The sequence below is a fragment of the Helicobacter sp. 11-8110 genome (assembly GCF_003288905.1).
In the GTDB taxonomy this organism is placed as follows: Bacteria; Campylobacterota; Campylobacteria; order Campylobacterales; family Helicobacteraceae; genus Helicobacter_D; species Helicobacter_D colisuis.
This window is the reverse complement of the sequence record NZ_NHYL01000001.1, coordinates 31,606-58,274: the sequence shown is the minus strand read 5'-3', so window position 1 is coordinate 58,274 and position 26,669 is coordinate 31,606. Positions and strand designations below refer to the sequence as shown.

The following is a 26,669-nucleotide window of genomic DNA, read 5'->3' as shown; positions in this document are numbered from 1 at the left end:
TTATTTCCTTTTTTCTAATTGTTTGGAATTTTTAGGATCGAGTTTGGATACAAAAAGCACTCCATCTTCTTCTTGGTAGCAAATAGGCTTTTCTCTCTCTTTATTTCCATCAATCTCTTCTCCATAGCCAACTTCATAACCAAGTCGCGAGAATCTTGTCGTATCGTAGCGATCAATTCTAGCTGAATCTCTTTGTTCCCTGCCAATAACCTCACGATATTCTTCACCAAAAATCGTATCCACTTCATACCATTGGGCGTTTTCATCACCTTGCAAAGGATAACTTTTTAAAAGCGGATGACCCACCCAATCATCTGGCATTAAAATTCGTTTTGGATAAGGATGATTTTGAGGTAAGATTCCAAACATATCATACATTTCTCTCTCGCTCCAATTAGCACTTTTAAAAAGCCCACTAACAGATTGGATTTTTTCGCCTTTTTTTAAGAATATTTTCACGCGCAATCGCCTCTTTTCTTTTATATTAAGCAATTGATAAAAAATCTCAAATCCTCCCTTTTGCTCCAAATAATCCATAGCACTCATTTCACTTAAAACTTCATAACCCAAAGCTTTTAATTTTTCCAAACATTCATAAATCATCTCCGCTTCCACCCAAACAATTGGAGTTCCACGCATTACATAAGCTTCAGCAACCCTGCAAACTTCCTCTAGAGCTTTTAGCTCTTTTAGCACCGATTCATCAGTGATATTTTCTTTAGGAATCTGCGGTGAAACATAAAAACGATCTTTGTAATAAACCTGCTTTTGTGCATTAGTTTTTGGCTTATATTCTCTCATTTTAATTCCCTAAATTAGCCGCTTTGGCATTTTTTTATGATTGGCTTTTTGTTTGCGGATTTTTTGTTGCAATACCATAAGGGCATATTGCAGTGTTTCAGGTCGCGGTGAGCAACCAGGCAAATAAATATCCACAGGAATGATTCTATCTACCCCTTGCACAGTGGCATAAGTGTTAAACATTCCACCCGTATTAGCGCAACTTCCCATAGAAATTACCCACTTAGGTTCAGGCATTTGATCATAAAGTCGCCTTACAAATTGTGCGTGTTTTTTGGTGACTGTTCCTGCAATAATCATCACATCGCTTTGTCTTGGAGAAGCCCTAAAAATCGTCCCAAATCTATCAAAATCATACCGACTAGCCCCCGTTGCCATCATCTCAATAGCACAACATGCAAGCCCATAAGTCATAGCCCACAACGAATTACTTCTACCCCAATTAACTAACTTATCCACACTGCTTAGCGCAATAGGAAGCCCCTTATGTCTTAAATAATCTACTTCATGCTCTGCCATTGCAATGCTCCTTTTCTCCATGCATAAACAAATCCCACAACTAATAACAAAAGAAACAAAATCATCTCAACAAAACCAAAAATACCCAAAATTTTAAAATCTACTGCCCAAGGAAACATAAAAATAATCTCAATGTCAAACAAAATAAACAATAACGCCATTAAATAAAATTGCGATGAGATTCGGTTAGGCTGCTTAGTAGGAGCCAATCCACATTCATAAGGGGCTAATTTCAGTTTTTGTGTATTTTTGCTTGCCATTTTTCTTCCTATAAAACGAGAAAGAAATGTCATAGTCAAAAAAAGAGCAAAAGTAAAAATAAAAATTACAAAAACACCAAAATATGGGTGCGCTACATCCAAATGAAACATTTACATTCCTTCTAAAAAATATCCTTTTATATTATCAAACTTTTCTTAAAAATAAGAACAAGAATCTATCTGTTTAACTTTTTTAAACACTAAAGTTTTGCCAATATTCTATTTTTTCTCAATCTCCACAAAAACACAAAAAATTAACTTTGATTATTTTAGAATACAGATAATTTAAGACTGCAAATAGTGCAATCTTATTTATTTTTTGGATTTAAAATGCTATCAATTTTATCTTGAACATCCCCGCTATATCCTATTTCTTCAGCTTTTAGCTTATCATTTTTAAGGATTTCAGGCACCACTTCTTGCCTTTGAATATTCTCTTGCAAAACTTCTAATTCAAAATTATGATAAGCATAAATCATTTGTGTAGATATTACACCTTTTAAGCCTTCAATCTTTTTTAATGTTCGTATTTCTTCATCAACACTACTTGATTCAATAGTAACAACAATCTTACCACTCTCATCTTTGTAATGACATTGTGTCTGTGGAATCTCTTCAATCTCCCCCCAAAGCCTTTGAATATCTCCCCCCTTACACATCACCACCAAACTTGAAACATTAAAATCTTCTATTTTCTCATTTTGCATACTTTTCCTTTAAGGCAATTTCCAAAACAAAATATTCTTTTCATCTTCAGCACTTATGATTCTTTTGTCATCCACAAAAATAATACTATTTAATAAGCTATTATGCCCCTGCAAAATAGCGACCTCTTCTTTGCTTGAAATCTTAAAAATAACAATATCGCTCATCTCATTTTTCATATAAGCCCCAAACTCTCCACTCGCACTTAGCCCTACACTATACACCAAAAACTCCGCTTCCTTAGCATAGCTTTGCGAATTCTTTAAATACACCCCTGCTTTTCTGTCTTGTCCTGCTGTAATCACAACTAGTCCATTTGAAGTGGAAGCCATCTTGGCTTCATAAACATTATCTTTATTTATTCCGCTTAATTCTTCCAAAACTTCTCCACTTAAAACTTCCCCATAATACAAGATTCCAGATTCACAAGAAACAAGAAACTTTGTCCTATCTTTACTTAAAATAAAATCCGAAAAAGTCGCTTCTGAAAGCTGTTTTTGATAAATCACTTTTTTATCTTTTAAGTCATACAATACAATCTCATTACTCATTAATCCTAAAAAAATCCTATCTTTATCTACAAAAGCTGCTTTTTTGACATTTAAGACTAAAGGTAATTTTTCCAGCTTTTCTTCAAAAATAAAAAGATTCTTTTTTCCATCACTCCCCTCGCTATCAATCAAGAATCGCTGATCAAAAAAATCCACAGAAAACACCTTAGGCGGATAAGAATCGCCAAAAAAATTACTAATATGAGGTAGCTCTATAAGGGTTTTTTGGGAAATATTTTGGAACTTAGAATCAAAGTTAATCTCCACCACTTCACCAAAATCTGTTGCCACAAAAAGTCTATTATCTATATAATTCATATCAATAATATTGTTTTTTAAACTTAATTGATAAAAGGGATTTACCGCAAAAGCACTCCCCAAAAACCACAAGAATAAAAAAATTATTTTTAGCATTTTCTTTCCTTTAGAGTAATAGCTTTAGTTGGACATACACCAAGACAAAACCCACAACCAATGCAATTTTTATTAATTACAGGATAAAACATTCCTATAAAATCAATGGCTTTTTGGCTCCCAAGCACACTTTGACAAACTTCTTTGCAAGTATAACACATCGTTTTATGATAACCTAAACATTGAAGTTCATCAATACATACTTCAAAATTCCAATGACTCTCACTCTCTTCTTTTAAAACTTCATTAGGACAAGCCTTTGCGCACTCACCACAAAGCTTGCACCCCTCCAAGCTAAAATCCACATAAGGAATTTCATCACACACCTTTATAATCCCTTTTTGACAAATTGTTTCACACGCTTCTACACAAGGCTTTTTACAATCTTTGCACATTTTCTCAAAAAGAGATTTATCTTGATTATAAGGGGGGAGTGGAAGCCAAAAATCACCTTCCTTTTTCTTCCCACCTTTTAATAAAAAGCTAAAAAAATCTCTACGATTTTCTCTCACTTCACACCTTCATTTAAAACATCAAGCAAATTAGATTTTGTATTACTATTTTCTTGACGAAAATCAGCCTTAAAGTTATTTTCAACTAAAGGTGCTGCATTTACTTGTGTTGTGTGGCAAATCACACAATTAAAGCGATTCTCATCCATTTCCCCATGCAAGTCTTTATTATTTCTTAAATCATAGAAATGAGATTTAGGCATAGCTGTTGCTCCTACTGCTTCTGCAATCTCGGGCAAATGGCAACCCGTGCAAGAATTATTGTCTTTTGTAATAGGCAACATTCCATCAAGATTGTGTGAAATCATAGGAGGGGCATTTTCAAAAGCACGCTCAATTAGTTCTGATTCACCCGCTACCTTACCTTCATAATCATAAGCTTGAATTTGTGCTTCCTCATTAAAAAGTGTCGTTTTTCTCAAACCTATTTCTTCAGCAGAATAACCCTGCATACTTTTGCAACCAATAAAAGCTAAGGAGAGTGCGCTTACTCCCACGATCATTATTGTTTTAAAATTCATCTTATTTCCTTTTTTGCAAAATCTAAAAGATTAAATCTAAGGGCATTATCCCCACAAACTTCAATACACCTTCCACATCGAGTGCATTCTCCACCTATAACCTTTCCACTCTCTTTTCCAATCAATCCAAGCACTTGCTTTTCTGGACAAATCTTTTTGCATTCCATACAATGTGTGCAAGAATCCAAATCATATTTCACCTTCAAAAAAGCAAATTTACTTACTAGCGAGTAAAAAGCTCCAAGCGGACACAAATGACCACAAAATCCATGAGATACAACAAATAAATCCAACAAAAACACTAAAAGCACTGCAAAAGCTCCAAAGCCCATACCAAAAACAATTCCACGATGAATCATTCCAATAGGACTAATAGCTTCAAAAGCTGCCATTCCAAATAAGCTTGAGAGAATCAAAGTCAAAAACAAAACAACATAGCGTATTCTTCTGCTTAAATAAAGCGGTGCATAGCTGATATTTAAAACTCTGCGCAAATAATTTGCCAAATCCGTAACTAGATTCATAGGACAAACATAAGAACAAAAAGCTCTCCCAACAATCAAACCATAAAAGACAAGAATAATTAATCCACCCACTAAAGCATTGATTCCAACTATCGCTCCACTAAATAAAAGTTGCAAAATAGCAAAAGGATCACTCAATGGAATCATCTCAAAAAGCAAAGAGCCACTAAGATTGCCCTGCAAAATCTTAATCCCTGCATAATTACCCAAAACATATAAACACAATAAGCCAATTTGAGCAATGCGTCTTAAGACCAAAAAACGATACTTTTTCATCATAGCTCCCCACTATTAAGGTAATCTTGCACTTCTTGCAAATTCTCTTTATCTTTTTTTAAATGGTGCAATGTCGCATTTTCCAATCTATTTTCATCTTGCCTTTCCCAGCCTTTAATGTAATTTGTGCCTACTGCTCCCAAAGCAATTTCCCTAGGCATTACAATAATGGCTGCATCTTGTGTTACACAGGCTTTTTCACATTTACCACAACCAGTGCAAACCTCACTTTCAACAACAGGTAGCAAGTAAGAATGCTTTCCAGTTCGCTCATTTCGTTTTAACTCTAATTTAATCGCCTCGCCTATCAAAGGACAAGCGCGGTAACACGCATCACATTGAATCCCCCAATAAGCCACACAATGCTCTTTATCCACAATAGCCACACCCATTTTTGCTTTATTAATCTCCCATATTCCATCACTCTGCACCAACTTCGGCTCCAAGGCTTTTGTAGGACAAATAGCTACACAAGGAATATCAGGACACATCTCACAAGGAATCTCTCGTGGAATGAAATAAGGCGTTCCAATGGGCTTCCCACTTCCTGCGCTTGCAAGCTTTAGGGTATCAAAAGGACAAGCTTCAACACAAAGCCCACATTTAACACAATGCTTTAAAAATTCTTTTTCTTCTAAAGCACCCGGTGGTCGTAAAATAAGAGGATTAGCTTTGCTTTCCTTTAAAAAAGCACTCCAAACTAATCCACCCACCATTGTCATTGCGACTGCTTGTGCTGCTTGAATAAAGAAAATTCTTCTTGGATTTTTGTTCTCCATAGATTTTATGCCTTATAAATTTTCACTGCACACTTTTTAAAATCAGTTTGCTTAGAAATTGGGCAAGTCGCATCAAGACAAACTTTATTAATATACACCTTTTCATCAAACCAAGGCACATACACTAAGCCCATTGGAGGTCGATTTCTACCTCTCATATCCACTCTTGCCTTGACTTTTCCTCGTCTTGATTCAACCCAAACTGCATCATTTTGCTGAATACCTAGTTTCTCTCCATCTTCTGGATTCATATAGCACAATGCTTCTGGAACTGCACGATAAAGTTCTGGCACTCTCATCGTCATTGTTCCACTATGCCAATGTTCTAACACACGACCAGTGCTTAGCCAAAATGGATATTCTGCATTTGGCATCTCTGGTGGATCCATATAAGGGCGGAAAAAGATTTTTGCTTTGTTTTTGAGTGAATATTTTTCACTTGTTTTGGGCGATTTTAGATCTCCCCTTGGCAATTCTTTTGCAAAAGCTCCATAGAAAGCAAACTCTCCATTATTTGCTTTTCTTGCATAATAGTCATATTTGCTATTAAATCTCCATTGTGTTTCTTTACCATCTACTACAGGCCATCTTAAACCTCTAACTCTATGATAAGTATCAAAATCTGCTAAATCATGTCCATGTCCGATACCAAATTTACGATATTCCTCCCAAAGATATTTTTGCACAAAAAATCCATAACCTTCAAAAACTTTGCCATCACTGCCAATTACTTGTCTTTTATCGCCAAATACTTCAGAGTTCAATTCATTTTCCAATATTTTATCATCGGTTTTATAGCTTTTTGCTTCTTTGTTAGCATAAAGCACTTCATAAAGTGTTGTATCTTCACTATATCCCATTGCTTTAGCTTCTTCTAGCACATTTGGCAATGTAAATTTATCATTGATTTTCTTTTCACCCCATACTTCTTTTAGAGTGAATCGTTTTGAAAATTCCATCATCTGCCAAGTATCGCTCATTGCATTTCCTTGTGGCAAGACTTGTTGTTTCCAATGTTGTGTGCGGCGTTCAGCATTTCCATACGCACCCCATTTTTCATAAATCATTGCAACTGGCAAAATTAAGTCTGCTACTTTTGCACTAATTCCCGGATAAGCATCTGAAACCACAATGAAATTATCCATTTCTCTAGCTGCTTTAATCCAATGATTTGCATTAGCAGTATTTTGCCAAGGATTATTAACTTGCACCCAAGCCCATTTAATCTTACCATCTTCTAAATTGCGCATAATTTGCATAAAATGCGCCCCAATTTGAGGATTGATAGTTCCACTTGGAAGTTTCCAAATTTTCTCTGTAATCTCTCTGTGTTTTTTATTTCCTACTACCATATCTGCTGGTAATCTATGTGAGAATGTCCCCACCTCTCTTGCTGTTCCACAAGCACTAGGTTGCCCTGTGAGAGAGAATGCACCACTTCCGGGTTTAGCTTGTTTTCCTAGCAACATATGAACCATATAGCTTTGCTCATTCACCCAAGTTCCTCTTGTGTGTTGATTCATACCCATAGTCCAAAAGCTAACGATTTTTCTATTTTTATCTACATAATAACTTGCTAGTGTTTTTAATTTTTCTTTAAAGGATTCTAAACTTTCTTTTGAATCACCTTTTGCAATTTTAGCAACAAAATCAAGCGTATAAGGTTCTAGGGCTGTTTTAAAATCTTCAAAGGAAATTTCCCAGTGATTCCCAGCACTAGCAGCGTGTTTATTTTCCATTACTTCACCTGCTTTCATACCCAAATAGCGTAAAGTAACTCCTTCATTCTCACTTAAAACTTTAGATTTCTCTTTTGCTGCTATATCAAGCTCTTTTGAATCGTATTTGGCGTGTTTAATATCTGTTCTCATACCATAACCAATATCAACAAAACCTGTTGTGAAAATACAATTCTTTTTCACAAAGTTCCAATCAATTGATTCTGGGTGATTATAAACAATCTCTCTTGCAATATAATTCCAAATAGCCAAATCCGTATGTGGAGTAAAAACAATCTCTGTATCTGCCAAATCTGAAGTGCGATTAGAATAAGGAGTAAGATTAACAATGCGCACCTTATTAGGTGAAGATAGTTTCCTATCAGTAACTCTAGCCCAAAGAATCGGATGCATTTCAGACATATTTGCACCCCAAGTTACAATAGTATCTGTTAATTCAATGTCATCATAGCAACCAGCTGGTTCATCAATTCCAAAAGTTTCCATAAATCCCACAACCGCACTTGCCATACAATGTCGAGCATTAGGATCAATATTATTACTTCTAAAGCCACCCTTGATGAGTTTTACTGCCGCATAGCCTTCTTGAATCGTGTATTGCCCAGAACCAAAAACACCAATTCCTGTTGGACCTAGCTCATTATAAGCTTCTTTGAACTTTTGTTCCATAACATCAAAAGCTCTTTGCCAACTCACTGGTTGGAATCGACCATTTTTATCAAATTCACCTTGTGCATTGACACGCAAAAGAGGTTGAGTTAATCTATCTTGCCCATACATAATTTTGGCATTAAAATAACCTTTAATACAATTCAAACCTCGATTTACGGGTGCTGCTGGATCGCCTTTGATAGCTACGATTTGCTCATCTTTAGTAGCAACCATAATTCCACAGCCTGTTCCACAAAATCGACAAACTGCCTTATCCCATTTCCAACCACCTTCAATTTCTTTTGCTATCAAAGCTTGAGGTGCTGGAACTGCAATACCTGCAACACTTGCCGCACTAACAGCTGCTGCTGTCTTCAAAAACTCGCGTCTTGTTTGCGCCATATATGCCTCCTTAATTTGCTTAGCATTTTTAATGCAAAAGAATTATAGCACTTAAGGAAGATAAAAGATTTGATTTAAGTCAATATATATATTTGTATATTTCGTATTTATGGGGGCTAAAAGCCCTTTTGGAATAAGAAAGATTATTTAATCATAAAGCGTCTTAAGGCATCTTCCACTTCTACTGGATTAGATTTGGAGATAAATTCATCAGCTTTTAAAGAACGCGCCATATCTTCATTGCTACTCCCACTCATCGAAGAATTAACAACAACGGGAATATTAGCCGTTAGTGGATTATTTTTTACTTGTTTAATAACCTCAAATCCACTTGCCTCTGGCATCTCTAGGTCAGTAATCACAATTCCTATTTTGGAAATATCTGTATCTTTAGCAAAAATATAATCTAACAATCTCTGTCCATTAGGGAAAGTTTTATAATTCACACCAAGTTTATTAAGAATATTTTGCATTGTTTTAATAACACTTGGAGAATCATCTGCTAATAAAACTTCATTACTTGTTACGATTTGTTTGATTTTATCAATCTCATCATTCTTCTCATCTTCAATCCATGGGAATACATCAACTAGCATTTTTTCAATATCCACCACTTGTACCAAGCGTCCATCAAAATAGCGTGTTCGGCTTACTAATTTGCTATTTAATCCAGAATTCCCAATGCCTGCACTTTGCTCTATCTCTGTCCATTTTTTATTTAAAATCCGATCGGCTTCATAGATTCTAACACCCACCGTCCATTTAGAAAATTCACAAATCATGATGACTTCATCATCGCCCTCTTCTCGTTTAATTCCATAAGGCTCAAGGTTTTTTGTTTTATCTCTTGAATCATAATAAAACCATTTTTTCAAATCAATCAGCGGAATAGTTAATTCTCTAATCGTAATCAACCCCTCTACCAACGAACTCCCCCCGTGAGAAACAATCGTAATTTCACCTCGGTATTTCACCACTTCACGAATCTTAAAAACATTCACTGCGTATAAATCTTTATCTTTTTCTAGCCTAAAACAAAGAAGCTGTAATTCATTATTTCTATGGAGATTGGTTATTTGATCAACATTTGATAGATTTGACATTTTAGCGCCTTACTTAAAATTTTGTTTAATTATAACATAATTTAAAATAAGAAAATTACTGATTTTTGTAATATTCCCTAAAAGATTCACATTCTTTTAATAATTTTTCTTGCGAACCATGTGCAATAATTCTCCCACTTTGAAAGAAATAAATCGTATCAGCCAAAGAAACTGTAGAGAATCTGTGAGCAATGATGATTACGATTCTATCTTTGATAATCTCACTAAGCGCATCTCTAAATTCCTCCTCGGTTTTATTATCTAGCGCACTTGTGGCTTCATCCAAAATTAAAATCTCTGGGTTCTTATAAAGTGCCCTTGCAATAGCAATCCTCTGTCGCTGTCCTCCACTTAGATTTGCCCCAAACTCTTCTAAAATCGTATGGATTCCATTAGGGAGCGATTCTACATAATCCAAAATTCTAGCTCTATGTAGAGCTTCTTTTACCCTTGTCTCATCTATGGCACTTCCATAAGCGATATTTTTTGCAATGCTATCATTAAAAATAAAAATTCTCTGTGTAACAATTGCCACCTTTGATCTTAAACTTGCTTGAGTAAAATCTTGAATATTACAGCCATTAATATTTACACTTCCTTTATTTGGTTCATATAAACGCAGTAGCAAATTAACAAGCGAACTTTTACCCCCTCCGCTACTTCCCACTAAAGCAATACTCTCACCCTTGTGAATTGTAAGATTAATTTTACTTAAAGCTTGTTTTTCTCCATAAAATAAATCCACATCTTTAAAGATAATCTCTTTTACTCCATCTTGTAATATCTTACTTCCATCTTTGATTTTGGCTTTTCTATCTAGCATTTCAAAGATTCTATCCCCTGCAGCAAAAGCTACTTGGATTTTAGCATAAAGACCACTTACGCGCTTAAAGGGAGTATAAAGCATAAAAAGTGCTGTTACAAAAGAAAAAAACGCCCCTGTGGAAATCTCATTATTAATAACCTTATGCCCCCCAATAAAAATCACCACAGCAATTGCGATTGCCCCTAAAGTTTCCATTAATGGCGAAGTTAATTCTGAAACACGCACCGTTTTCATGGAAAGGTTAAAAAGCTCCTTATTGTGTTTTGAAAATTCTTCTTTTTCTATGGTTTCTCCCGAACTTGCTTTAATAAGCTCAATATTATTAAAAATTTCTATTAATTTTGCAGACAAATCAGCATTTTTTTGTTGCATTTTTGTAGAAGCATAGCGCATTTTTCTTGCAATAAGCGCGATAGGATAAAGCGCTAAAGGCATAACTACGAGCCCATAAAAAGCCAATTCAGGACTTTGATAAATCACCACCCCAACAAGCCCCAATATAGTCAAGCTCTCTCTAATGCCTTCAATAAAGTAATTTGACACCGCACCCTGCACCGCTCCAATATCGCCAGTAATTCTAGAGATTAACTCTCCATTGCGATAGCGATTAAAAAATTCCATTTCAAAAGTTAGCATTTTACTTAATAAAATCTCTTTTAACCGCCTAACAATGTCTTGACCTACAAAACTCATATAATAGGTTTGTATATAAGCGCCAAGTCCCTTAGTAAAATAAGCTAAAACTACAAAAAAAGGCAGAATCTGCAACATAGTAATATCTTTTTTAATAAAGATATCATCTAAAACGGGCTTAACTAGGTATGCACTAGCACTACTTGCAGTTGCCACCATAATTGTCCCTACAATAGCATAAAAAAAATAAAGTTTATATTCCCTAATGTAAGGATAAAATCTTCTTAAAAAAATCTTCATTAAAAAATAATCCCATTTTGATTTTTATTTGGATTGTATCGCAAAGGTGATTTATCGGTATAATAAATCATTTCACCCTCTATCACTTGACTTCTCACACCCTCTGGTATTTTAAATTCTCGTTCCAATCCAGGATCAATTGTCAAAATCCGCTCAAAGAAATATGCAAAGGTTGATGCAGGTGCAATCCCCCCTGTTTCTCCAGCTCCCATTGCAGTATTGTCATCTTTACCATACCAAACCACTACTTCGATGCTAGGTGAAAATCCACAAAACCACGCATCAACATTCTCATTTGTTGTTCCTGTTTTACCTGCAAGCTCAATTCCATTAACCTTAGCTCGTCTCCCTGTCCCATTTCTCACAGCATCTCTTAACATATCCACCACCAAAAAACTTTGTTGTGGAGTGTTTAAATCAGTTATTTCCTCTTGAAAATAGGTGGTATTTCCTTGATTGTCAATTATTCTATCTATTAATCTAGGATCAATCACTCGACCATAATTAGAAAATACCATAAAATTTTTTGCCATCTCCAAAGGCGATGAACCAAAACTTCCGAGTGAAATTGTCAAGTCTTTTGGGACATTACTAAATCCATAATTTAAAATTTCCCCATAAATCTTATCAAACCCAACTTCCTCCACTAAGTTAATGGTTGCAAGATTTAATGATTTCCGCAAAGCTTCTTTTAAGGTTACATAACCATTGATATTAGGCGTATAATTCTTAGGTTGCCATTTTTTGCCCACACCACCATTTCTGTATTCGTAAGTTCTTGTAATATCTGGAATCCTATAGTTTTGTCCAAGTCCCGAATTCAAAGCACTAAGATACAAAAAAGGCTTTACGCTACTGCCAATTTGTCTTTTACTTTGTGTTGCTCGATTAAAATGGCTTTTTTGATAATCTACACCACCAACTAATGCAAGAATCTTGCCTGTTTTATTTTCAAGCGCAACAAAAGCACCATTGAGTTTTTCTTGTATTTTCTCATCATTTTTATGGCGAGATAAAATCTGCTCATATCCAACAAGTAAAGATTCTTGGGCAATCTCTTGATAATCCAAATCAATATTGAGATAAATTTTATAACCAGCACTTTTTAAATCAGCGACATCTTTTAGCTGCCGTTGCACTTCATCCACTACATAAGGAGAAATATTTTGCGTCAAAGTATCATCATACACTTTTGGAGATTCTGCAATACCTTTATCTAATTGCTCTTTACTAATCCAGCCCAACTCTTCCATTCTTTGCAAAACATTATTTGCCCTTGCCAAAGAAAAATCATAATTTTTTGTAGGATCATAAAAGCTAGGCGCTCTAGGCAAAGATACAAGAATTGCAATTTCTTTTAGGGTCAATTCATCCATTTCTTTACGAAAATATCCCTGCGAGGCAGTTTTGATTCCATAAAATCCATGCCCAAAATAAGTGTGATTCAAATAACGCTCTAAAATTTGTTCTTTGCTTAAAATTGTCTCTAATTGAAAAGCCAACAACACTTCTTTGAGTTTGCGCTCAATAGTCTTATCCCTTGTTAAAGCAACATTTTTTATAAGCTGTTGAGTAATAGTGCTACCACCTTCCACATAACCACCACTTTTGATATTCTTTAACATAGCGCGCATAATCGCATCTAAATTAACCCCAGGGTGTTCAAAAAACAAAGTATCTTCTATGGCTAAAAGCGCTTCAATAAGGCGCGGTGGAATCTCTTCAAATTTTGCATAAAAACGAAACTCTTTATCAAATAAATTAGCAATCAAACGCCCTTTTCTATCAAAAATCTGCGTTGTAATGGGAGGATTGTATTCCACAATCTTGTCAGTGTCTTTATGAATTTCATAGTAGAATTGTGAAACAAAAATAATAATTGCAATAAAAGCGATAATGCATGAAGCAAAAAAGATTCTTAAAAAAATTTTCATTAAAATTCCATTTTAGACAAAAGATAAATATTTCAAAAAGATTCTAGCATACATTTTTTTAAGAAAAGTTTGCGCACTCCTAGGAGATAAAGCCCTCTATTTGTTTGTATTTTAGAGAATTTTTGTAATTTTATAGCCCATTCTAGAGTGATTTTTAATCAAATCATAATAAGTCTTTCTACGCAAATTATTGATGTGCATACGCAAAGAATCCATTGTCATTTGCTGCCCTCTCCAAACTTTTTTGCGGAATTCATCATAAGTTACTGGGAAATTTTCAGCTTTAATAAGCAATTCTAAAATGCGACATTCCCTTTCAGTTAATTCAAAAATTGCATAACCCTTCACAATAGACTTGTCTTTTCTGCGATAAAACACACCTTGCCCCAAATCAATCATTTGTTCTTTACAAAGCTGTTTGTTGATGGAAAGCAACAAAACAAATAACTCTTCTAAATCCACTACCTTTTTGATAAAATAAGCAGAATTTAGTCCAACAATTCGAGAAATCTTTTCTTCATCGCTATAAGCAGTCATAAAAATAACCGGAAATGTGGAATTAACTTTTCGCATTGACTCCACCATTGTAATGCCATCAATTTTACCTTCTAAGTTAATATCTGTTATTACTATATCAACCACATTGTTTTTAAACAGCTTTAAGCCTTCTTCTCTATTGCTTGCAGTTAGAATTTTACGACACCTACGCTCCAATGGCATTTTCAATAAATCAAGCGCAATCTCATCATCCTCAACAATCAAAATCGTAAGACTACCAAGCGGCTCTAATAAATCTGGAGACATAATTTCTTTCTCCCAAAAATTAATAAAATTAAGCTGGAAAAATGATACTAAAAAAGGCTTAAAATATCAACATTTACCCTCACAATTACAACAATTTTTTCCAAAAGTTTTCATAAATTCACAATATAGACAACTCACACTTCTTTTTGTGCAAACAATAGGAATTTCTTTCTTTTTTGCTTCATTGCGAAATTTTTTCATTGTGTTGTGGTTTAAAAAATTAGTTAGCATTACCAAACAATCTGTATTTTGAGGAATATCTTTGTGATTAATGCTCTCTTTTCTAGCATCCCAATGTGTAACTTTTTTGCAACCAAAATTACTCAAAACAGCCCTAATAGAAGTAATTTCATCTCCACCGATAACCAAAATTGACATGATAAATCCTTATAAAATAAAAATTAACTAAATTTTCGAAATTTACACTCCTGTGATATAAAAATAAAATAATAATCATTATTATCTTAATAATTAATAAAAACAAATATCATTTTATTTTTGATTTAATGCTATGATTCTGCTATAATCCCTAAAATTCTGAATAAAACTATTTAAAAGGAATTAATTATGAAAAAATACAAAGAATCTCTTAAAACAATTATAGATAGATTGCATCTTTCTATCAAAAAAAACAATCTTAAAAACTCCAAACAAAGAGAGTATATCCTAAAAGTAATTTATGAGGATGGGGGACATTTAAGTCCTGAAGATATTTTTATTGCCATCAAAAAAACCTGTAAAAACGCTAGTATTTCCTCAATCTATCGCATTTTGTCATTTTTAGAAAAAGAAGGTTTTGTGCATTCTATTGAAGTAGATAAAAGTGGCAAACGCTATGAGATAGCAAGTGGTTTGCACCATGATCATATTATTTGTGTAGAATGTGGAAAAATTGAAGAATTCTGCAATGAAGAAATTGAGAATTTACAAATTGAAGTCGCACAATCCCACAAAACAAAGCTTGTAGGACACGATATGCTTTTGTATGTTGTGTGTGAATCTTGCCTAAAAAAATAATTTTATAGAGAGATTCTTATGTTTTAGAGATTACGCTCCCTAATCTCTTTTACAATATCCACTTCCCAAAAGAAATCCACCCAGTCTTTTGTTTCGCGCAAATAAAAATCCGGCTTAAAACTTGCTGTTGGTTTATAAAAAATAGATGCTGTTTTAAAGTCAATATTGGAATTGATTTCTTGTAAAATATTTTTAACTTTTATCATACTTGTGCCACTATCAATAATTTCATCCACTACTAAAACCCTTTGATTTCCATAAAGTTCTGGAATATTAGAAATTCTCACTTCTTGTTGCACTCTATTGAAAAATGAAGCTGCATTAATACTATATACCATTCGCAAATCCAATGCGATTCCCAAAAAATGAGCCATTGTCAAGCCACCTCTTGAAATTGCCACAATTCCATCGGGATTAAAATCAATTTTTAAAATCAATTCTTTTATATCCTCTTTAAACATCTCATAACTATAATATTGCATCATCTCCTCCTTAATAAATTTTAATCTCATTATACAAACTATCACGTTCAACTGGAATAAAACCAGAATCTTTAATTTGTGAAATCAATTCATCTCTTAAAATTCCATTAGCACTCTTACTCCCTGCTGCACTTTGTATAGCTTCTTTTTGGATTGTTCCATCAATATCATCAGCTCCAAACTCTTGCGCCACCAACGCAAGATTTAAACCTAAAGTCGCCCAATAAGCTTTGATATGGGGAATATTAGGAAGTAAGATTCGGCTAATGGCGATTGTCTTTAAAATCTCTTGCCCACTAGGAAAATTTTTAACTTTCAAAAAATTATTCTCTTTTTGATATACCAAAGGAATAAAAGCATTAAAACCTTGAGATTTTTCTTGCTGATAATAAAGACGTAATAAGTGATCAATTCGATGTTCTCTACTTTCAATATGCCCAAAAAGCATTGTTGCATTAGATTTTTTTCCCAAAGAATGCCAATACCCATGAATCTCAAGCCACCTTATTGAATCCACCTTTCCTTTGCAAATTTTTTCTCTAATTCCTTCATCAAAAATCTCCGCTCCACCACCAGGCATTGAATCTACGCCATTTTCAACCATAAGCTCCAAGACTTCTTGATAAGATTTATTAGAAATTTTGGACAAAAAATTAACTTCCGCGCCTGTAAGTGCTTTGATATGAATTTGTGGATATTTCTCTTTGATCGTTCTAAAAAGCTCTAAATACCATTCCAAATCCAACTTTGGATTGTGCGCACCTACAATGTGAATCTCCAATGCACCATTATTAACTGCCATTTGAACTTGATCTAACGCTTCTTTTTTGCTTAAAGTGTAAGAATTTGGATTCTTTCTATGTGCCGAAAAAGCACAGAATTTACAAATATCTGAACATTCATTAGTCGGATTTAAATGGCGATTGGAATTAAAAAAAGTCTTTTTACCAAAATACTCTTCTCTGATAGCTCCTGCCATTTTTCCCAAAGTAAAAATATCTAAATCATATAACTTTAATGCTTCTTTTGGAACTAAAAATGACTTTAATATTTCATTTTTACTCATTTTTTTCCTTTATCAGAGTTACCAAAAACTAAAATTTTATATAGAATTATACACAAAGTTTCTTGCTTTATTTAAAATAATAATAAATCAAAATAGATAATTCTATATAAAAATAATCAAATGCTAAACTTCCTAAATCATTAGCAAATTACATAAATTAAAAAATTATTTTTTAATTATCTTTTAACTCTTTGTTTTATAGAATTTTGGCTTTTACTAAAATTCTTATAAGGAATATCTATATGCCCACCAATGAACTTTTTTTAAAAGATAATACACTCATTACCTCCAAAACAGACTTAAAAGGTAAAATAACCTATGGCAACAAAGATTTTATTCACTATGGAGGATATAAAGAAGAGGAATTTTTAAACAAACCTCATAGTCTTGTTCGTCATCCACAAATGCCAAAAACAGCATTCAAACTTTTATGGGATTTTCTTAAAGAAAAAAGGAATTTTTTGCTTTTGTATGCAATCTCTCCAAAACAGGAAAAACCTATTGGGTCTTTGCCAATGTTACACCCTCCTATGATGAAAAAGATGAAGTGGTAGGCTATTATTCTGTGCGAAGACGCCCAAGCAAAGAAGGCGTAGAGACTATCAGTAAAATTTATAGCAAACTTCTTGAAATAGAAAAAACACAAGGGGTTAATCAAGCTATTCAATTCACTTTAAATTTCCTAAAAGAAAATAACATAACTTGGGATGAATTCATTATTAATTTGCAAAACAAAGGAAAAACAGGGGGATATAGATGAAAAATCTCTTGATTATTTCTATTCTTTTAAGCATTATTGGATTAGTTTTAGAAGCTATTTTTGTTGGCTTATCTATTAGCCTTATTGCTTTTGGAGTTTTAACTATTCTTCTTATATTTATTTATTTTAAATTAATAAAAAGATTAAATTTTCTCCAAAGAATTATTAAAATATCAGCACTTTGGCAACAAGGAAAATTTGAAGCAAGAATCATCCATATCAAAGGAGACAATGACTTATGCACTTTTGCTAATAATATTAATAGTGTCATTGATAATCTTGAAGCCTTTATGCGTGAAATTTCTACCGCCATTCGATGTTCGCAAGAAGGCAAATATTATCGCTTAGCCTTTCCGCAAGGATTAAATAATGCGTTTGCTGCAAATATTGAAAATATCAATAAAGCCTTAATGAAAATTGAAGAAAATGCCAAAGAAAATCTCTCTAATTTCCTTGCTAAATCTCTAATGGATATGAGCCTAGGCAGTCAAAATGAAAACTTAACAAAAATTTCTTTGGATTTAGATAATGACATACAAAATATGAGTATTGTAGATGAAAATATAACAAGCATCACAACTTCGGCAAAAAATTCTCAAGAGGATGTTGTTTCCATCACTAAATCCATTGATGAGCTTACGACAATTATCAATGATAACTCTATTACTATCGAAAGTTTTGCTCAAAAATCAAAAGATATTGATTCAGTAGTTGAAATCATTAGCGATATTGCAAATCAAACCAATCTTTTGGCACTCAATGCTAGCATTGAGGCAGCAAGGGCTGGGGAACATGGAAGGGGGTTTGCAGTGGTAGCTGATGAAGTTAGACAGCTTGCGGAAAAGACACATAAAGCTACCAATGATATTTCTATTGTGGTGCAAACTATGCAACAAGAAATTGCTAGTATTCAAGACAATTTTAAACAAGTTTCAGAGTTTGCAAACTCAACACATAGTCATATTATGCATTTTAATTCCATCTTTAGCTATATGGAACAAACCACAAAAACACTCAAAGAAGTTTTTGAGAATCTTTCTAACAAATTCATTTTAAGTGTTTCAAAGTTAGAGCATATTGTCTATAAATCTAATCTTTATTTGAGTTTTAATTTTAAAAAGCAAACTTGTAATTTTAATCAAATTAACCCCATCTCCAAACATCTAGATAATCAAGAGAAAATTCAAGCAATCCATCTAGATATATCATCTCTCAACAATATAAAAGAAAAATTAATCCAAAATACAAACATTGCATTAGAAGAATTAAAAAAACCGCTTACCAAAGAAAGTGTTGATGCAATCATTCAAACTTTTGATGAAATTGAAGATGATTCTAAAAAAGTAATTAACCTTTTGCAAAATAACTAAAATCAATTACCTTTATGAAGCAATCCAGCTTCATAAAGGAAAATTGAACCCTCATAGGAAATATTTCTCATCACATCTTTTTTGGCATAGCTAAGATATAGGTTTTCTTTTGCGCGTGTTACTGCTACATAAAAAAGTCTTCTTTCTTCTTCTAAACTTCCACTTTGATTCATTAATTTTTTATTAGGAAATCTCCCCTCCATTAAATCAACAATATACACTTCACTAAACTCCAAGCCCTTACTTGCGTGAATGCTTAACAAATTCACGCCCTCCCCTTCACTCATTTCGCTAGAACCAAGCATCATAGCGTTTAAAAATCTTCCAATTTCTTGATAATGGCTTGCCAAATCCCTCAACAAAAATATTTTTCTTTCAATTCTCTCTAGCGATTCTTGAAATTTTTCTTCACTGATTCTGCCATCTTTGTTTATTGAGCGCTCTTTTGCTAACTTTTGTGCCACCTTTTTAAAGATAGGTAATTGAATGATTTTACCAATCAAAAAAGCAGGTTTATCGCCCATATTAAAACTACTAAAAAAGAAATAAAGCGAATCGAGAAATTCAGCCCCCTCTTTAGTGAGCTTAGGATGGCTTAAAATAGAATTATGCTTAAAATCACTCTCCAAGTAGCTAAATCGCTCAACATTCCCCATTGCAAAAAATTCATCAAAAAGCCCCAATTGAGTATTTTGAGTGATTTTTTTATATGGCTCTTTGATATTTTGATTTGGCTTTAAAAGCCCCTTTATAGCATTGCCTTCACCCAAAATCAACAAAGCCTCATAAATATCCTTTGCCATAGCATTTCCAATCCCCTTAGCATGACTTAAAACATGGATAAAAGACATCATATCTTTAGGATTATAAAGCAATGAACAAAGGTTTAAAATATACGCCACTTCTTTAGAATCAAAAAAACTAACACCACCTTTTCTGCGTGTTGGAATCCCAACTTCCCTTAAACTTGCTTCAATTCCATCTGCACTAGAATTATTTCTAAAAATAACTGCCACATCCTTATAAGGACGATTAGAAAGTTTAATTTTATTGGCAATACCTTGATATTGTAAAAATAATTCATCATAAACAAGCAAAGTTGGCATTCCAAAATTTTGTGTTTTAACAACTTCCAAAGTTTTAGGATAGATTCTAGGGTTTTTTTCAATCACGCGATTAGCAAGGTTTAAAATCGGAGCTGTTGAGCGATAATTTTTTGTTAAACTATAAATATTTCCATTGGGATAGCGATCTTTAAAACTCCCAATTATGCTAATATCTGCACCATTAAAGGCATAAATACTTTGATCATAATCTCCCACACAAAAAATAGATGGGGGGTTAAGGGTTTGCAAAATCGAATCTTGTAATGGATTAGTATCTTGGTATTCATCAACTAAAATCTCTTTAAAGCAAAGCTTATCTTGCGCTACCTCTTCTTTATAAAAAAGCAGTAAATCATTGTAATCAGCATAATGATATTCTTTTTTAAGATTCTTAAATTCTTCCCAAACATCCAAATAAATCTCCACATAAGGCGCTTGTTCTGAATTTCTATTTTGCAACCAAGTTAAAAAATCATCGCTTATTGTTGCATTTTGAAACAGAGAAAAAATATCATATAAATAATTCGCTCCATAAGGCGGAGTTTGAGAGATATGCGTAAATATTCTTTTATCATAAAGACTCTTAAAAAGCACCTTAAGCTCTCTTGGTTGTTTTAAAATGATTGAATTTTTATTTTTCAAATAACGATAAGCCACCGCATGAAAAGTGCCCGCTTCAATTTGTTTAACAATTTTAGAATCAAATCTCAATTCCAGTCTGTTTAGCATCTCTTGTGCGGCTTTATTGGTAAAAGTAAGTAGCAAAATTTCATTAGGCAAAATCCCACTTTCCAAAAGATGAGAGATTCTGCCTACAATTGTAGAGGTCTTACCAGTCCCTGCTGAAGCAATGATTAGATTATGCCCACTAGGAGCTAGTGATGCTTCCCTTTGTTGATCATTAAGCTTAGAGAGAGGCAATCTAAATTATTCTTTAATATAATCTTTAATTGATTCTGCTACACCAAAATTTGGGTAATCTTTTGCTGTTAGAATCACTTGCGCTAAAGTGTGATTGTCATAGTTTAAAATAATTGGCGCTAGGAAATTAATGCGAATTTCAGTTTGCTTTTCTCTCACAAACACACAAAAAACTTTTACTTTAGAATCTGTTTTCATATCCAACAAAGCTTGAATACCTGCAGGAACTTCAAAAGAATACTCTCGCACTTTATAAGGGTTAATTAAAAGCAATTCAGTATCTCTTCCTTTCAATGACAAAAATGCCAAACTTCCATCATCAATCTCAGCAAACTCCACTTCATTTACATCTTCAAATCCTAAAATATGAGATTTAACAATAAACTTTTCACCTTTCATATCAAACTCCTTTTGTAAATTAATTTTATCATTTTACCACTTTTTTAACTCTAAAAACTCAAATTCCATTTATAAAGCTCTAGTTTTTTGGTAAAATTCAAAATTTATTTTTCATTAGCAAAAACTATTCCAACTTTATATCATTAACAAAAGGGCTTTTATGCAGGAAAAAACAAATACCACCTACAACCCCAAAGAAATTGAAGAGCAATATTATGATTTTTGTGAAAAATCTGGCTATTTTGAAATCAATGGCAACGCCACTATACAAAAAAATCAAAACTTTTGTATTATGCTACCACCCCCAAATGTTACAGGAAGTCTTCATATTGGACACGCGCTCAATCATACACTTATAGATATTATTGTCCGCTATAAACGAATGGATGGGTATAAAACACTTTGGCAAGCAGGGCTTGATCATGCCGGAATCGCAACACAAAATGTTGTAGAAAAGCAACTTCTAGCACAAGGCATCAAAAAAGAGGAATTAGGAAGGGAAAAATTTATACAAAAAGTATGGGAGTGGAAAGAACAAAGTGGGGGAGCAATATTAAAACAAATGCGCAAACTTGGAAGTTCTCCTGCATGGAGCAGAACCCGCTTTACTATGGATGAGGGTTTGCAAAATGCTGTTAAAGAAGCTTTTGTAAAACTTTACAATGAAGGCTTTATTGTGCAAGGAAAATACCTTGTTAATTGGTGCACACACGATGGTGCTTTATCAGATATTGAAGTTGAATACAAAGAAAACAATGGAAAACTCTACCACTTACGCTATTTTTTAGAAGATTCTAAAGATTATATTATCGTGGCTACAACGCGTCCAGAAACCTACTTTGGGGATACTGCTGTTATGGTCAATCCACAAGATTCCCGCTACAAAAGTCTCATTGGCAAAAAAGTAATACTCCCACTCCTTAATAAATCCATTCCCATTATTGCTGATTGCCATGTTGATATGGAGTTTGGAAGTGGTGCTGTTAAAGTAACTCCCGCACACGATCCAAATGACTATGAAGTTGGAAAAAGACATCATCTAGAACAAATTACTATTTTTGATAAAAATGGAATCTTAAATGAGTTTGCTGGTGAATTTAAAGGGTTAGAAAGACTAGAAGCACGCGAAAAAATTATCGCCAAACTCCAAGAATCAGGCTTTATTGAAAAAATTGAAGATTATAAGAATCAAGTGGGACATTGCTATCGCTGTGGAAATGTTGTAGAGCCTTATATTTCTAAGCAGTGGTTTTTAAAAAAAGAAGTAGCAGCAAAAGCCATTGAAAAAATTAATGCTAATATAAGTAACTTTTTCCCACCACAATGGAAAAATAATTACAATGCTTGGATGAGAGAATTGCGCGATTGGTGTATTTCAAGACAACTTTGGTGGGGACATCAAATTCCTGTGTTTTATTGTGATTCTTGCAATCATCAATGGGCAAGCACAAATCCACAAACCAAATGCCCACAATGCCAAAACACACAAATTTATCAAGATCCAGATGTGCTTGATACTTGGTTTAGCTCGGCTTTGTGGCCTTTCTCTACGCTTGGATTTGGAAATGGAGAATGGGGAGAGGGCACATTGTGGCAAAAAGATGACTTAAGAGAGTTTTATCCTAATTCTCTTTTGATTACAGGCTTTGATATTTTATTTTTTTGGGTAGCTAGAATGTTAATGATGGGAGAACACCTTCTCTCTAAACTACCTTTCCCAGATATTTATCTCCACGCCCTAGTCCGTGATGAAAATGGACAAAAAATGAGCAAAAGCAAGGGTAATGTTATTGATCCTTTGGAAATAATTGAAAACTACAGCGCTGATGTTTTACGATTTACTCTAGCAATTCTTTGTGCGCAAGGTAGAGATGTAAAACTCTCAAGCAATCAGCTTGAAATTAGCAAAAATTTTACCAATAAACTTTATAACGCTGCTAACTTCTTGCTTCTTAATACACAAAATTTCCCCAATCTCTCTGAAATAGGAGAACCAAAAACTCCACTAGGGAAATATATGGCAGAACTTCTAAGCAACACCACAAAAGAAGTGCGAGGCTATCTTGATGCTTATCGCTTTAATGATGGAGCAAATGCACTCTATCGTTTCTTGTGGGGAGAATTTTGCGATTGGGGTATTGAGCTTGGCAAAGCTGATAAAGATTCTATTGTAGAATTAGGTGCAATCTTTAAAGAATCAATGCTTTTATTACATCCTTATATGCCTTTTATTAGCGATTACTTGTGGCACAAGCTTGATGGTAGCACCCTAGAAGAAAGCGGATCTATCATGATTAAAAACTATCCAAACTTCCATTATCAAAACACACAAAATTTCAAAACCTTTGAATTAATTTTAAATTCTATTGTTTCTATTCGCCGCGCTAAAACCACTATCGATCTAGCCAATCAAAAGATTCCAAAAGCCTACATTAAAGGAAGCTTTATTCTACCACAAGATTTCATTCAAACCTTTAAAAATTATGTTTGCAAACTTGCTAAAGTTGAAGAATTAGAAATCACAACAAAAAAAATACCTCATTGCGTTGTGGATATTACACAAAATCTTGAATCTTATCTCCCTACAAAAGATATTGATTTAACACCAATTATCACAAAATTACAAAAACAATTAGAAAAAACCCAAAAAGAAATAAGTAAATTACAATCTATGCTAAATAATGAAAAATTCCTTGCTAATGCACCACAACAAGTGCTCAAAAGCAATCAAAAAGCCCTTGTTGAACAACAAGAAAAATTTCAAAAAATACAGCTAGAATTAAATTCTCTACAAAACTAGTGCTTGTAGAGATTTTGATAAATTCTTAACATTGCAATAAAAAGCGCTGTAATAGCAGGACCCAATACGATACCCCAAAATCCAAAACTAGATAATCCTGCAATAATAGCAAAGAAAATTAACATTTCATTAATTTTCACTGGAGTTTCTATTAAAATTCGATTAATAAATGCAATCATAAAAGGCTTCACTCCATTATCTGCAAGAGTAGCAATAACAATGATTGAATACAAAGTGATAACTATGGCATTTGTTATATTCCCCAAATATATTTCATAACACACAACTGGAAGCCACACTAAAGTCCCACCCACCACAGGAATAAGCGAAGCAAATCCATAAAAAACACCCAAAAGAATTGAATCGTAATGATAAAAAGCCATTAAGATTCCAAAAAGCACACCTTGTAAAACCATAGATAAGATCGATGAATAAAACACTACACTAATAACTGCACTGACTTCATCATAAAGAGTTTTAATCTGCTGCTTTTCAATGGGAATAATCTCTAAGCAATATTTTCCTAAGGCATTGCCATAATAATAAAAGAAAAACAAAAACACAATAATAAAAACAGCATCACTTAAAAAATAAGCACTATTTGCAGAAATTTTTGCAACAATACTAAGTGCTTTTTTGAAAAATTCTGCCCAATTAATACTATTAACACTTGCTAATAAATCATTAATTTGTTGCTGAAAGACTACAGGTAAATACTCCAAAAAATCCTTCCCTGCAACTGATATTTTTACTTGCATATCTGTAAAAAATTGTTGCAAACTAGCCAAATCTATATTACCCACAAAGGAAGCTAGATTAATTGCCACATAAAAGATGGGAACAAAACATAAAATAAGCAAAAGCAAGGTCATTAATAGTGAAGTTAAAAAAGTGGATTTTATTTTTTTGAAAATAATTTGAAAAATATTATGTGTTGCAATAAATAGCAAAAATGCTATTAAAATATTCATTAAAAAGGGAGAATACAGCTTAAGCAACGCAATAAGCGTTAAAATAAAAGCTGTGAAAAAAAAATAAATCCCCTTAAAAGATTCTTTCATTATTTCTCGTTATTCATTACATTTTTGGGCGGATAAATAAAAACACTCTCTCTAATTACTTCAATTTTTTCTTCAGAATCAAGCGCATATGCCCTAATCTTTAGAGGAATATGAGTATCTTTTTCAGAATCTTTGGCTAAATTTTCATCTGTATAAAGCACTACAACTTGCTTAAGTTTCTCACCAGATTTAATATAAAATGGCTTAGATGGGCGTTTAATCTTTATCATATCATTACCCTCTATTTCAAAATAAAATTCATATCCATTGCGATTAGTATTTTGGAATAAAAAGATATAAGAATTTTCCACTCTATAATTATCTCTCATTGTATAAAGCTCACTGCGGTTAATATTTAAAAGCATACTCTCTTTGGTTGAACTCATATACAAAAGCCCTACTAACACAATCACTAATGCTGCAAGATAAGCAATGGTTTTAAATCGCATATATCGAACTTTTTGCTGTTTTTCAATAGCTTGTGGGCTTGTCCAAGAAATCAAGCTTGGTTTGCCTAGTTTTGTCATAACCTTGGTGCAAGCATCCGAACATTCCAAGCAATTAATGCATTCTAGTTGCATACCTTTTCTAATATCAATATGCGTTGGACAAATCTTCACACAGGCTTCACAACCAGTGCATTCAGCATTTGGAGTTTCTGGCTTTTTCCATAATTTAATCCCCTTAGAATCAAACACAACTCCACCGCGCTTATAATCATAAACTGCCATAATAGTATCATTGTCATACAAAACACTTTGCACACGACTATAAGGACACATATAAATACAAAAATTCTCTTTAATAAAAATAATATCTGCAATCAAAAAAATCGCGATTCCAAGCCAAAACATATAAAGATATTTATGCTCTAATGGATTTTGAATATAAGCAAAAAAATCACTAGGAGGAATAAAATACCACATAAAATTAGCTGCTATAATCAATGCTAAAATTACCCAAATCCCAAAAGCGACTATCTTTTTAAGCTTATTTATTCCCAAAGACATATCCGGATCTATTTGGCGATTCTCCATTCTTTTGCGCAACCCTAAAATCTTTGTCTCCAATAAATCTCGATACAAAACCCTAAAAATCGTTTGAGGACAAGCCCAACCACACCACACACGACCTGCAAGAGTTGTCAAGAAAAAAATTATCAAGAAAAGCAAAATCAACAAAAATGGCATTAAATACAATTCTTGCATATCAAAAGCGATGCCAAAAAGATGCAATTGTTTGTGATCAAAAGAAAGAAGAAAAATTTGATTCCCATTAATCTTAATAAAAGGAATACAAAGGACCATGATAGTGGTTATGAGATAAACCCAATAACGCTTTTTGCGATAAAAATGCGCTTTAATATTTGATTGTAACTCCATAGAGACTCCATTGTTTTTGCGGATATTATACTACAATTTCACCGCAAAACG

At 33.3% G+C, this 26,669-nt stretch carries 24 protein-coding genes and 1 pseudogene; 4 read left to right on the top strand and 21 right to left on the bottom strand.

The window, feature by feature from the left end:
* From CCY98_RS00280 to CCY98_RS00210, 15 genes are all read right to left on the bottom strand, one after another.
* Positions 1-801 carry an NADH-quinone oxidoreductase subunit C gene (locus tag CCY98_RS00280; protein ID WP_112056615.1) on the bottom strand — a complete coding sequence of 267 codons (801 nt, stop codon included), beginning with the start codon at positions 799-801 and terminating at the stop codon, positions 1-3.
* Positions 802-810: 9 nt separating this feature from the next.
* Entirely contained in the window at positions 811-1,320 is a 510-nt protein-coding gene (locus CCY98_RS00275) for an NADH-quinone oxidoreductase subunit B (protein WP_181566520.1), read from the bottom strand.
* On the bottom strand, positions 1,302-1,691 hold the full coding sequence (locus CCY98_RS00270) for an NAD(P)H-quinone oxidoreductase subunit 3 (protein ID WP_112056613.1): 390 nt from the start codon (positions 1,689-1,691) through the stop codon (positions 1,302-1,304). Before CCY98_RS00270 ends, CCY98_RS00275 begins: the two co-directional genes overlap by 19 nt.
* Positions 1,692-1,888: 197 nt before the next feature.
* Positions 1,889-2,287: a chaperone NapD gene (locus CCY98_RS00265; protein WP_112056612.1), complete on the bottom strand. Its 399-nt coding sequence runs from the start codon at positions 2,285-2,287 to the stop codon at positions 1,889-1,891.
* A 9-nt stretch (positions 2,288-2,296) separates the two neighbouring features.
* A complete protein-coding gene (locus tag CCY98_RS00260) occupies positions 2,297-3,250 on the bottom strand; it encodes a nitrate reductase (protein WP_112056611.1) in 954 nt (317 codons plus the stop codon).
* Positions 3,244-3,762 carry a 4Fe-4S binding protein gene (locus CCY98_RS00255; protein ID WP_112056610.1) on the bottom strand — a complete coding sequence of 173 codons (519 nt, stop codon included), beginning with the start codon at positions 3,760-3,762 and terminating at the stop codon, positions 3,244-3,246. Before CCY98_RS00255 ends, CCY98_RS00260 begins: the two co-directional genes overlap by 7 nt.
* Positions 3,759-4,283 carry a nitrate reductase cytochrome c-type subunit gene (locus tag CCY98_RS00250; RefSeq protein ID WP_112056609.1) on the bottom strand — a complete coding sequence of 175 codons (525 nt, stop codon included), beginning with the start codon at positions 4,281-4,283 and terminating at the stop codon, positions 3,759-3,761. Before CCY98_RS00250 ends, CCY98_RS00255 begins: the two co-directional genes overlap by 4 nt.
* Entirely contained in the window at positions 4,280-5,086 is an 807-nt protein-coding gene (gene napH, locus CCY98_RS00245) for a quinol dehydrogenase ferredoxin subunit NapH (RefSeq protein WP_112056608.1), read from the bottom strand. Before napH ends, CCY98_RS00250 begins: the two co-directional genes overlap by 4 nt.
* On the bottom strand, positions 5,083-5,862 hold the full coding sequence (napG, locus tag CCY98_RS00240) for a ferredoxin-type protein NapG (protein WP_112056607.1): 780 nt from the start codon (positions 5,860-5,862) through the stop codon (positions 5,083-5,085). The genes napH and napG overlap by 4 nt, the downstream gene beginning before the upstream one ends.
* A gap of 5 nt (positions 5,863-5,867) precedes the next feature.
* On the bottom strand, positions 5,868-8,654 hold the full coding sequence (napA, locus tag CCY98_RS00235) for a nitrate reductase catalytic subunit NapA (RefSeq protein WP_112056606.1): 2,787 nt from the start codon (positions 8,652-8,654) through the stop codon (positions 5,868-5,870).
* Between the two features lie 143 nt (positions 8,655-8,797).
* On the bottom strand, positions 8,798-9,757 hold the full coding sequence (locus tag CCY98_RS00230; RefSeq protein ID WP_112056605.1) for a chemotaxis protein: 960 nt from the start codon (positions 9,755-9,757) through the stop codon (positions 8,798-8,800).
* A 55-nt stretch (positions 9,758-9,812) separates the two neighbouring features.
* Positions 9,813-11,516 (bottom strand): ABC transporter ATP-binding protein, encoded by a 1,704-nt coding sequence (locus tag CCY98_RS00225; RefSeq protein ID WP_112056604.1) that lies wholly within the window; start codon positions 11,514-11,516, stop codon positions 9,813-9,815.
* The gene (locus CCY98_RS00220; protein ID WP_112056603.1) at positions 11,516-13,450 is read right to left on the bottom strand and encodes a PBP1A family penicillin-binding protein; all 1,935 of its coding nucleotides are present in this window, start codon (positions 13,448-13,450) and stop codon (positions 11,516-11,518) included. Before CCY98_RS00220 ends, CCY98_RS00225 begins: the two co-directional genes overlap by 1 nt.
* Before the next feature lie 111 nt (positions 13,451-13,561).
* On the bottom strand, positions 13,562-14,254 hold the full coding sequence (locus CCY98_RS00215; protein WP_112056602.1) for a response regulator: 693 nt from the start codon (positions 14,252-14,254) through the stop codon (positions 13,562-13,564).
* A 66-nt stretch (positions 14,255-14,320) separates the two neighbouring features.
* The gene (locus tag CCY98_RS00210; protein ID WP_112056601.1) at positions 14,321-14,632 is read right to left on the bottom strand and encodes a DUF2325 domain-containing protein; all 312 of its coding nucleotides are present in this window, start codon (positions 14,630-14,632) and stop codon (positions 14,321-14,323) included.
* Positions 14,633-14,821: 189 nt separating this feature from the next.
* Between CCY98_RS00210 and CCY98_RS00205 the strand changes: the two genes are divergently transcribed.
* Entirely contained in the window at positions 14,822-15,271 is a 450-nt protein-coding gene (locus CCY98_RS00205) for a Fur family transcriptional regulator (protein ID WP_112056600.1), read from the top strand.
* A gap of 23 nt (positions 15,272-15,294) precedes the next feature.
* On the opposite strand, the gene CCY98_RS00200 is transcribed toward CCY98_RS00205, so the two are convergent.
* Together CCY98_RS00200 and mqnE are read right to left on the bottom strand one after the other, a co-directional pair.
* A complete protein-coding gene (locus tag CCY98_RS00200) occupies positions 15,295-15,753 on the bottom strand; it encodes a phosphoribosyltransferase family protein (protein WP_112056599.1) in 459 nt (152 codons plus the stop codon).
* A 10-nt stretch (positions 15,754-15,763) separates the two neighbouring features.
* Entirely contained in the window at positions 15,764-16,819 is a 1,056-nt protein-coding gene (gene mqnE / locus CCY98_RS00195) for an aminofutalosine synthase MqnE (protein ID WP_112056598.1), read from the bottom strand.
* Positions 16,820-17,061: 242 nt separating this feature from the next.
* Here mqnE and CCY98_RS00190 point away from each other — a divergent pair.
* Both CCY98_RS00190 and CCY98_RS00185 read left to right on the top strand, forming a co-directional pair.
* Positions 17,062-17,579 (top strand): annotated as a pseudogene (locus CCY98_RS00190) (PAS domain-containing protein).
* A complete protein-coding gene (locus tag CCY98_RS00185; protein ID WP_112056597.1) occupies positions 17,576-18,949 on the top strand; it encodes a methyl-accepting chemotaxis protein in 1,374 nt (457 codons plus the stop codon). The pseudogene CCY98_RS00190 and the gene CCY98_RS00185 overlap by 4 nt, the downstream one beginning before the upstream one ends.
* 2 nt (positions 18,950-18,951) lie before the next feature.
* Here the strand turns inward: CCY98_RS00185 and CCY98_RS00180 are convergent, their stop codons facing one another.
* Entirely contained in the window at positions 18,952-20,976 is a 2,025-nt protein-coding gene (locus CCY98_RS00180) for an ATP-dependent helicase (RefSeq protein ID WP_112056596.1), read from the bottom strand.
* Positions 20,977-20,982: 6 nt separating this feature from the next.
* Entirely contained in the window at positions 20,983-21,375 is a 393-nt protein-coding gene (fliW, locus tag CCY98_RS00175) for a flagellar assembly protein FliW (protein ID WP_112056595.1), read from the bottom strand.
* A 160-nt stretch (positions 21,376-21,535) separates the two neighbouring features.
* On the opposite strand from fliW, the gene CCY98_RS00170 reads away from it, so the two are divergent.
* Positions 21,536-24,175, top strand: coding sequence for a valine--tRNA ligase (locus tag CCY98_RS00170; protein ID WP_112056594.1), 2,640 nt, complete (start codon positions 21,536-21,538; stop codon positions 24,173-24,175).
* Here CCY98_RS00170 and CCY98_RS00165 read toward each other — a convergent pair.
* Together CCY98_RS00165 and ccoG are read right to left on the bottom strand one after the other, a co-directional pair.
* Entirely contained in the window at positions 24,172-25,236 is a 1,065-nt protein-coding gene (locus tag CCY98_RS00165) for an AI-2E family transporter (RefSeq protein ID WP_112056593.1), read from the bottom strand. The two genes, CCY98_RS00170 and CCY98_RS00165, sit on opposite strands and share 4 nt — an antisense overlap.
* Positions 25,236-26,618, bottom strand: a complete 1,383-nt coding sequence (ccoG, locus tag CCY98_RS00160; protein WP_112056592.1) for a cytochrome c oxidase accessory protein CcoG — start codon at positions 26,616-26,618, stop codon at positions 25,236-25,238. Before ccoG ends, CCY98_RS00165 begins: the two co-directional genes overlap by 1 nt.
* Between the last annotated feature and the right edge of the window lie 51 nt (positions 26,619-26,669).

Bases quoted from the DNA above. Each gene is read 5' to 3' on its own strand.
- CCY98_RS00280 (WP_112056615.1), bottom strand. From the start codon at position 801: ATGAGAGAATATAAGCCAAAAACTAATGCACAAAAGCAGGTTTATTAC.
- CCY98_RS00275 (WP_181566520.1), bottom strand. From the start codon at position 1,320: ATGGCAGAGCATGAAGTAGATTATTTAAGACATAAGGGGCTTCCTATT.
- CCY98_RS00270 (WP_112056613.1), bottom strand. From the start codon at position 1,691: ATGTTTCATTTGGATGTAGCGCACCCATATTTTGGTGTTTTTGTAATT.
- CCY98_RS00265 (WP_112056612.1), bottom strand. From the start codon at position 2,287: ATGCAAAATGAGAAAATAGAAGATTTTAATGTTTCAAGTTTGGTGGTG.
- CCY98_RS00260 (WP_112056611.1), bottom strand. From the start codon at position 3,250: ATGCTAAAAATAATTTTTTTATTCTTGTGGTTTTTGGGGAGTGCTTTT.
- CCY98_RS00250 (WP_112056609.1), bottom strand. From the start codon at position 4,283: ATGAATTTTAAAACAATAATGATCGTGGGAGTAAGCGCACTCTCCTTA.
- napH (WP_112056608.1), bottom strand. From the start codon at position 5,086: ATGATGAAAAAGTATCGTTTTTTGGTCTTAAGACGCATTGCTCAAATT.
- napG (WP_112056607.1), bottom strand. From the start codon at position 5,862: ATGGAGAACAAAAATCCAAGAAGAATTTTCTTTATTCAAGCAGCACAA.
- napA (WP_112056606.1), bottom strand. From the start codon at position 8,654: ATGGCGCAAACAAGACGCGAGTTTTTGAAGACAGCAGCAGCTGTTAGT.
- CCY98_RS00230 (WP_112056605.1), bottom strand. From the start codon at position 9,757: ATGTCAAATCTATCAAATGTTGATCAAATAACCAATCTCCATAGAAAT.
- CCY98_RS00225 (WP_112056604.1), bottom strand. From the start codon at position 11,516: ATGAAGATTTTTTTAAGAAGATTTTATCCTTACATTAGGGAATATAAA.
- CCY98_RS00220 (WP_112056603.1), bottom strand. From the start codon at position 13,450: ATGAAAATTTTTTTAAGAATCTTTTTTGCTTCATGCATTATCGCTTTT.
- CCY98_RS00215 (WP_112056602.1), bottom strand. From the start codon at position 14,254: ATGTCTCCAGATTTATTAGAGCCGCTTGGTAGTCTTACGATTTTGATT.
- CCY98_RS00210 (WP_112056601.1), bottom strand. From the start codon at position 14,632: ATGTCAATTTTGGTTATCGGTGGAGATGAAATTACTTCTATTAGGGCT.
- CCY98_RS00205 (WP_112056600.1), top strand. From the start codon at position 14,822: ATGAAAAAATACAAAGAATCTCTTAAAACAATTATAGATAGATTGCAT.
- CCY98_RS00200 (WP_112056599.1), bottom strand. From the start codon at position 15,753: ATGCAATATTATAGTTATGAGATGTTTAAAGAGGATATAAAAGAATTG.
- mqnE (WP_112056598.1), bottom strand. From the start codon at position 16,819: ATGAGTAAAAATGAAATATTAAAGTCATTTTTAGTTCCAAAAGAAGCA.
- CCY98_RS00185 (WP_112056597.1), top strand. From the start codon at position 17,576: ATGAAAAATCTCTTGATTATTTCTATTCTTTTAAGCATTATTGGATTA.
- fliW (WP_112056595.1), bottom strand. From the start codon at position 21,375: ATGAAAGGTGAAAAGTTTATTGTTAAATCTCATATTTTAGGATTTGAA.
- CCY98_RS00170 (WP_112056594.1), top strand. From the start codon at position 21,536: ATGCAGGAAAAAACAAATACCACCTACAACCCCAAAGAAATTGAAGAG.
- CCY98_RS00165 (WP_112056593.1), bottom strand. From the start codon at position 25,236: ATGAAAGAATCTTTTAAGGGGATTTATTTTTTTTTCACAGCTTTTATT.
- ccoG (WP_112056592.1), bottom strand. From the start codon at position 26,618: ATGGAGTTACAATCAAATATTAAAGCGCATTTTTATCGCAAAAAGCGT.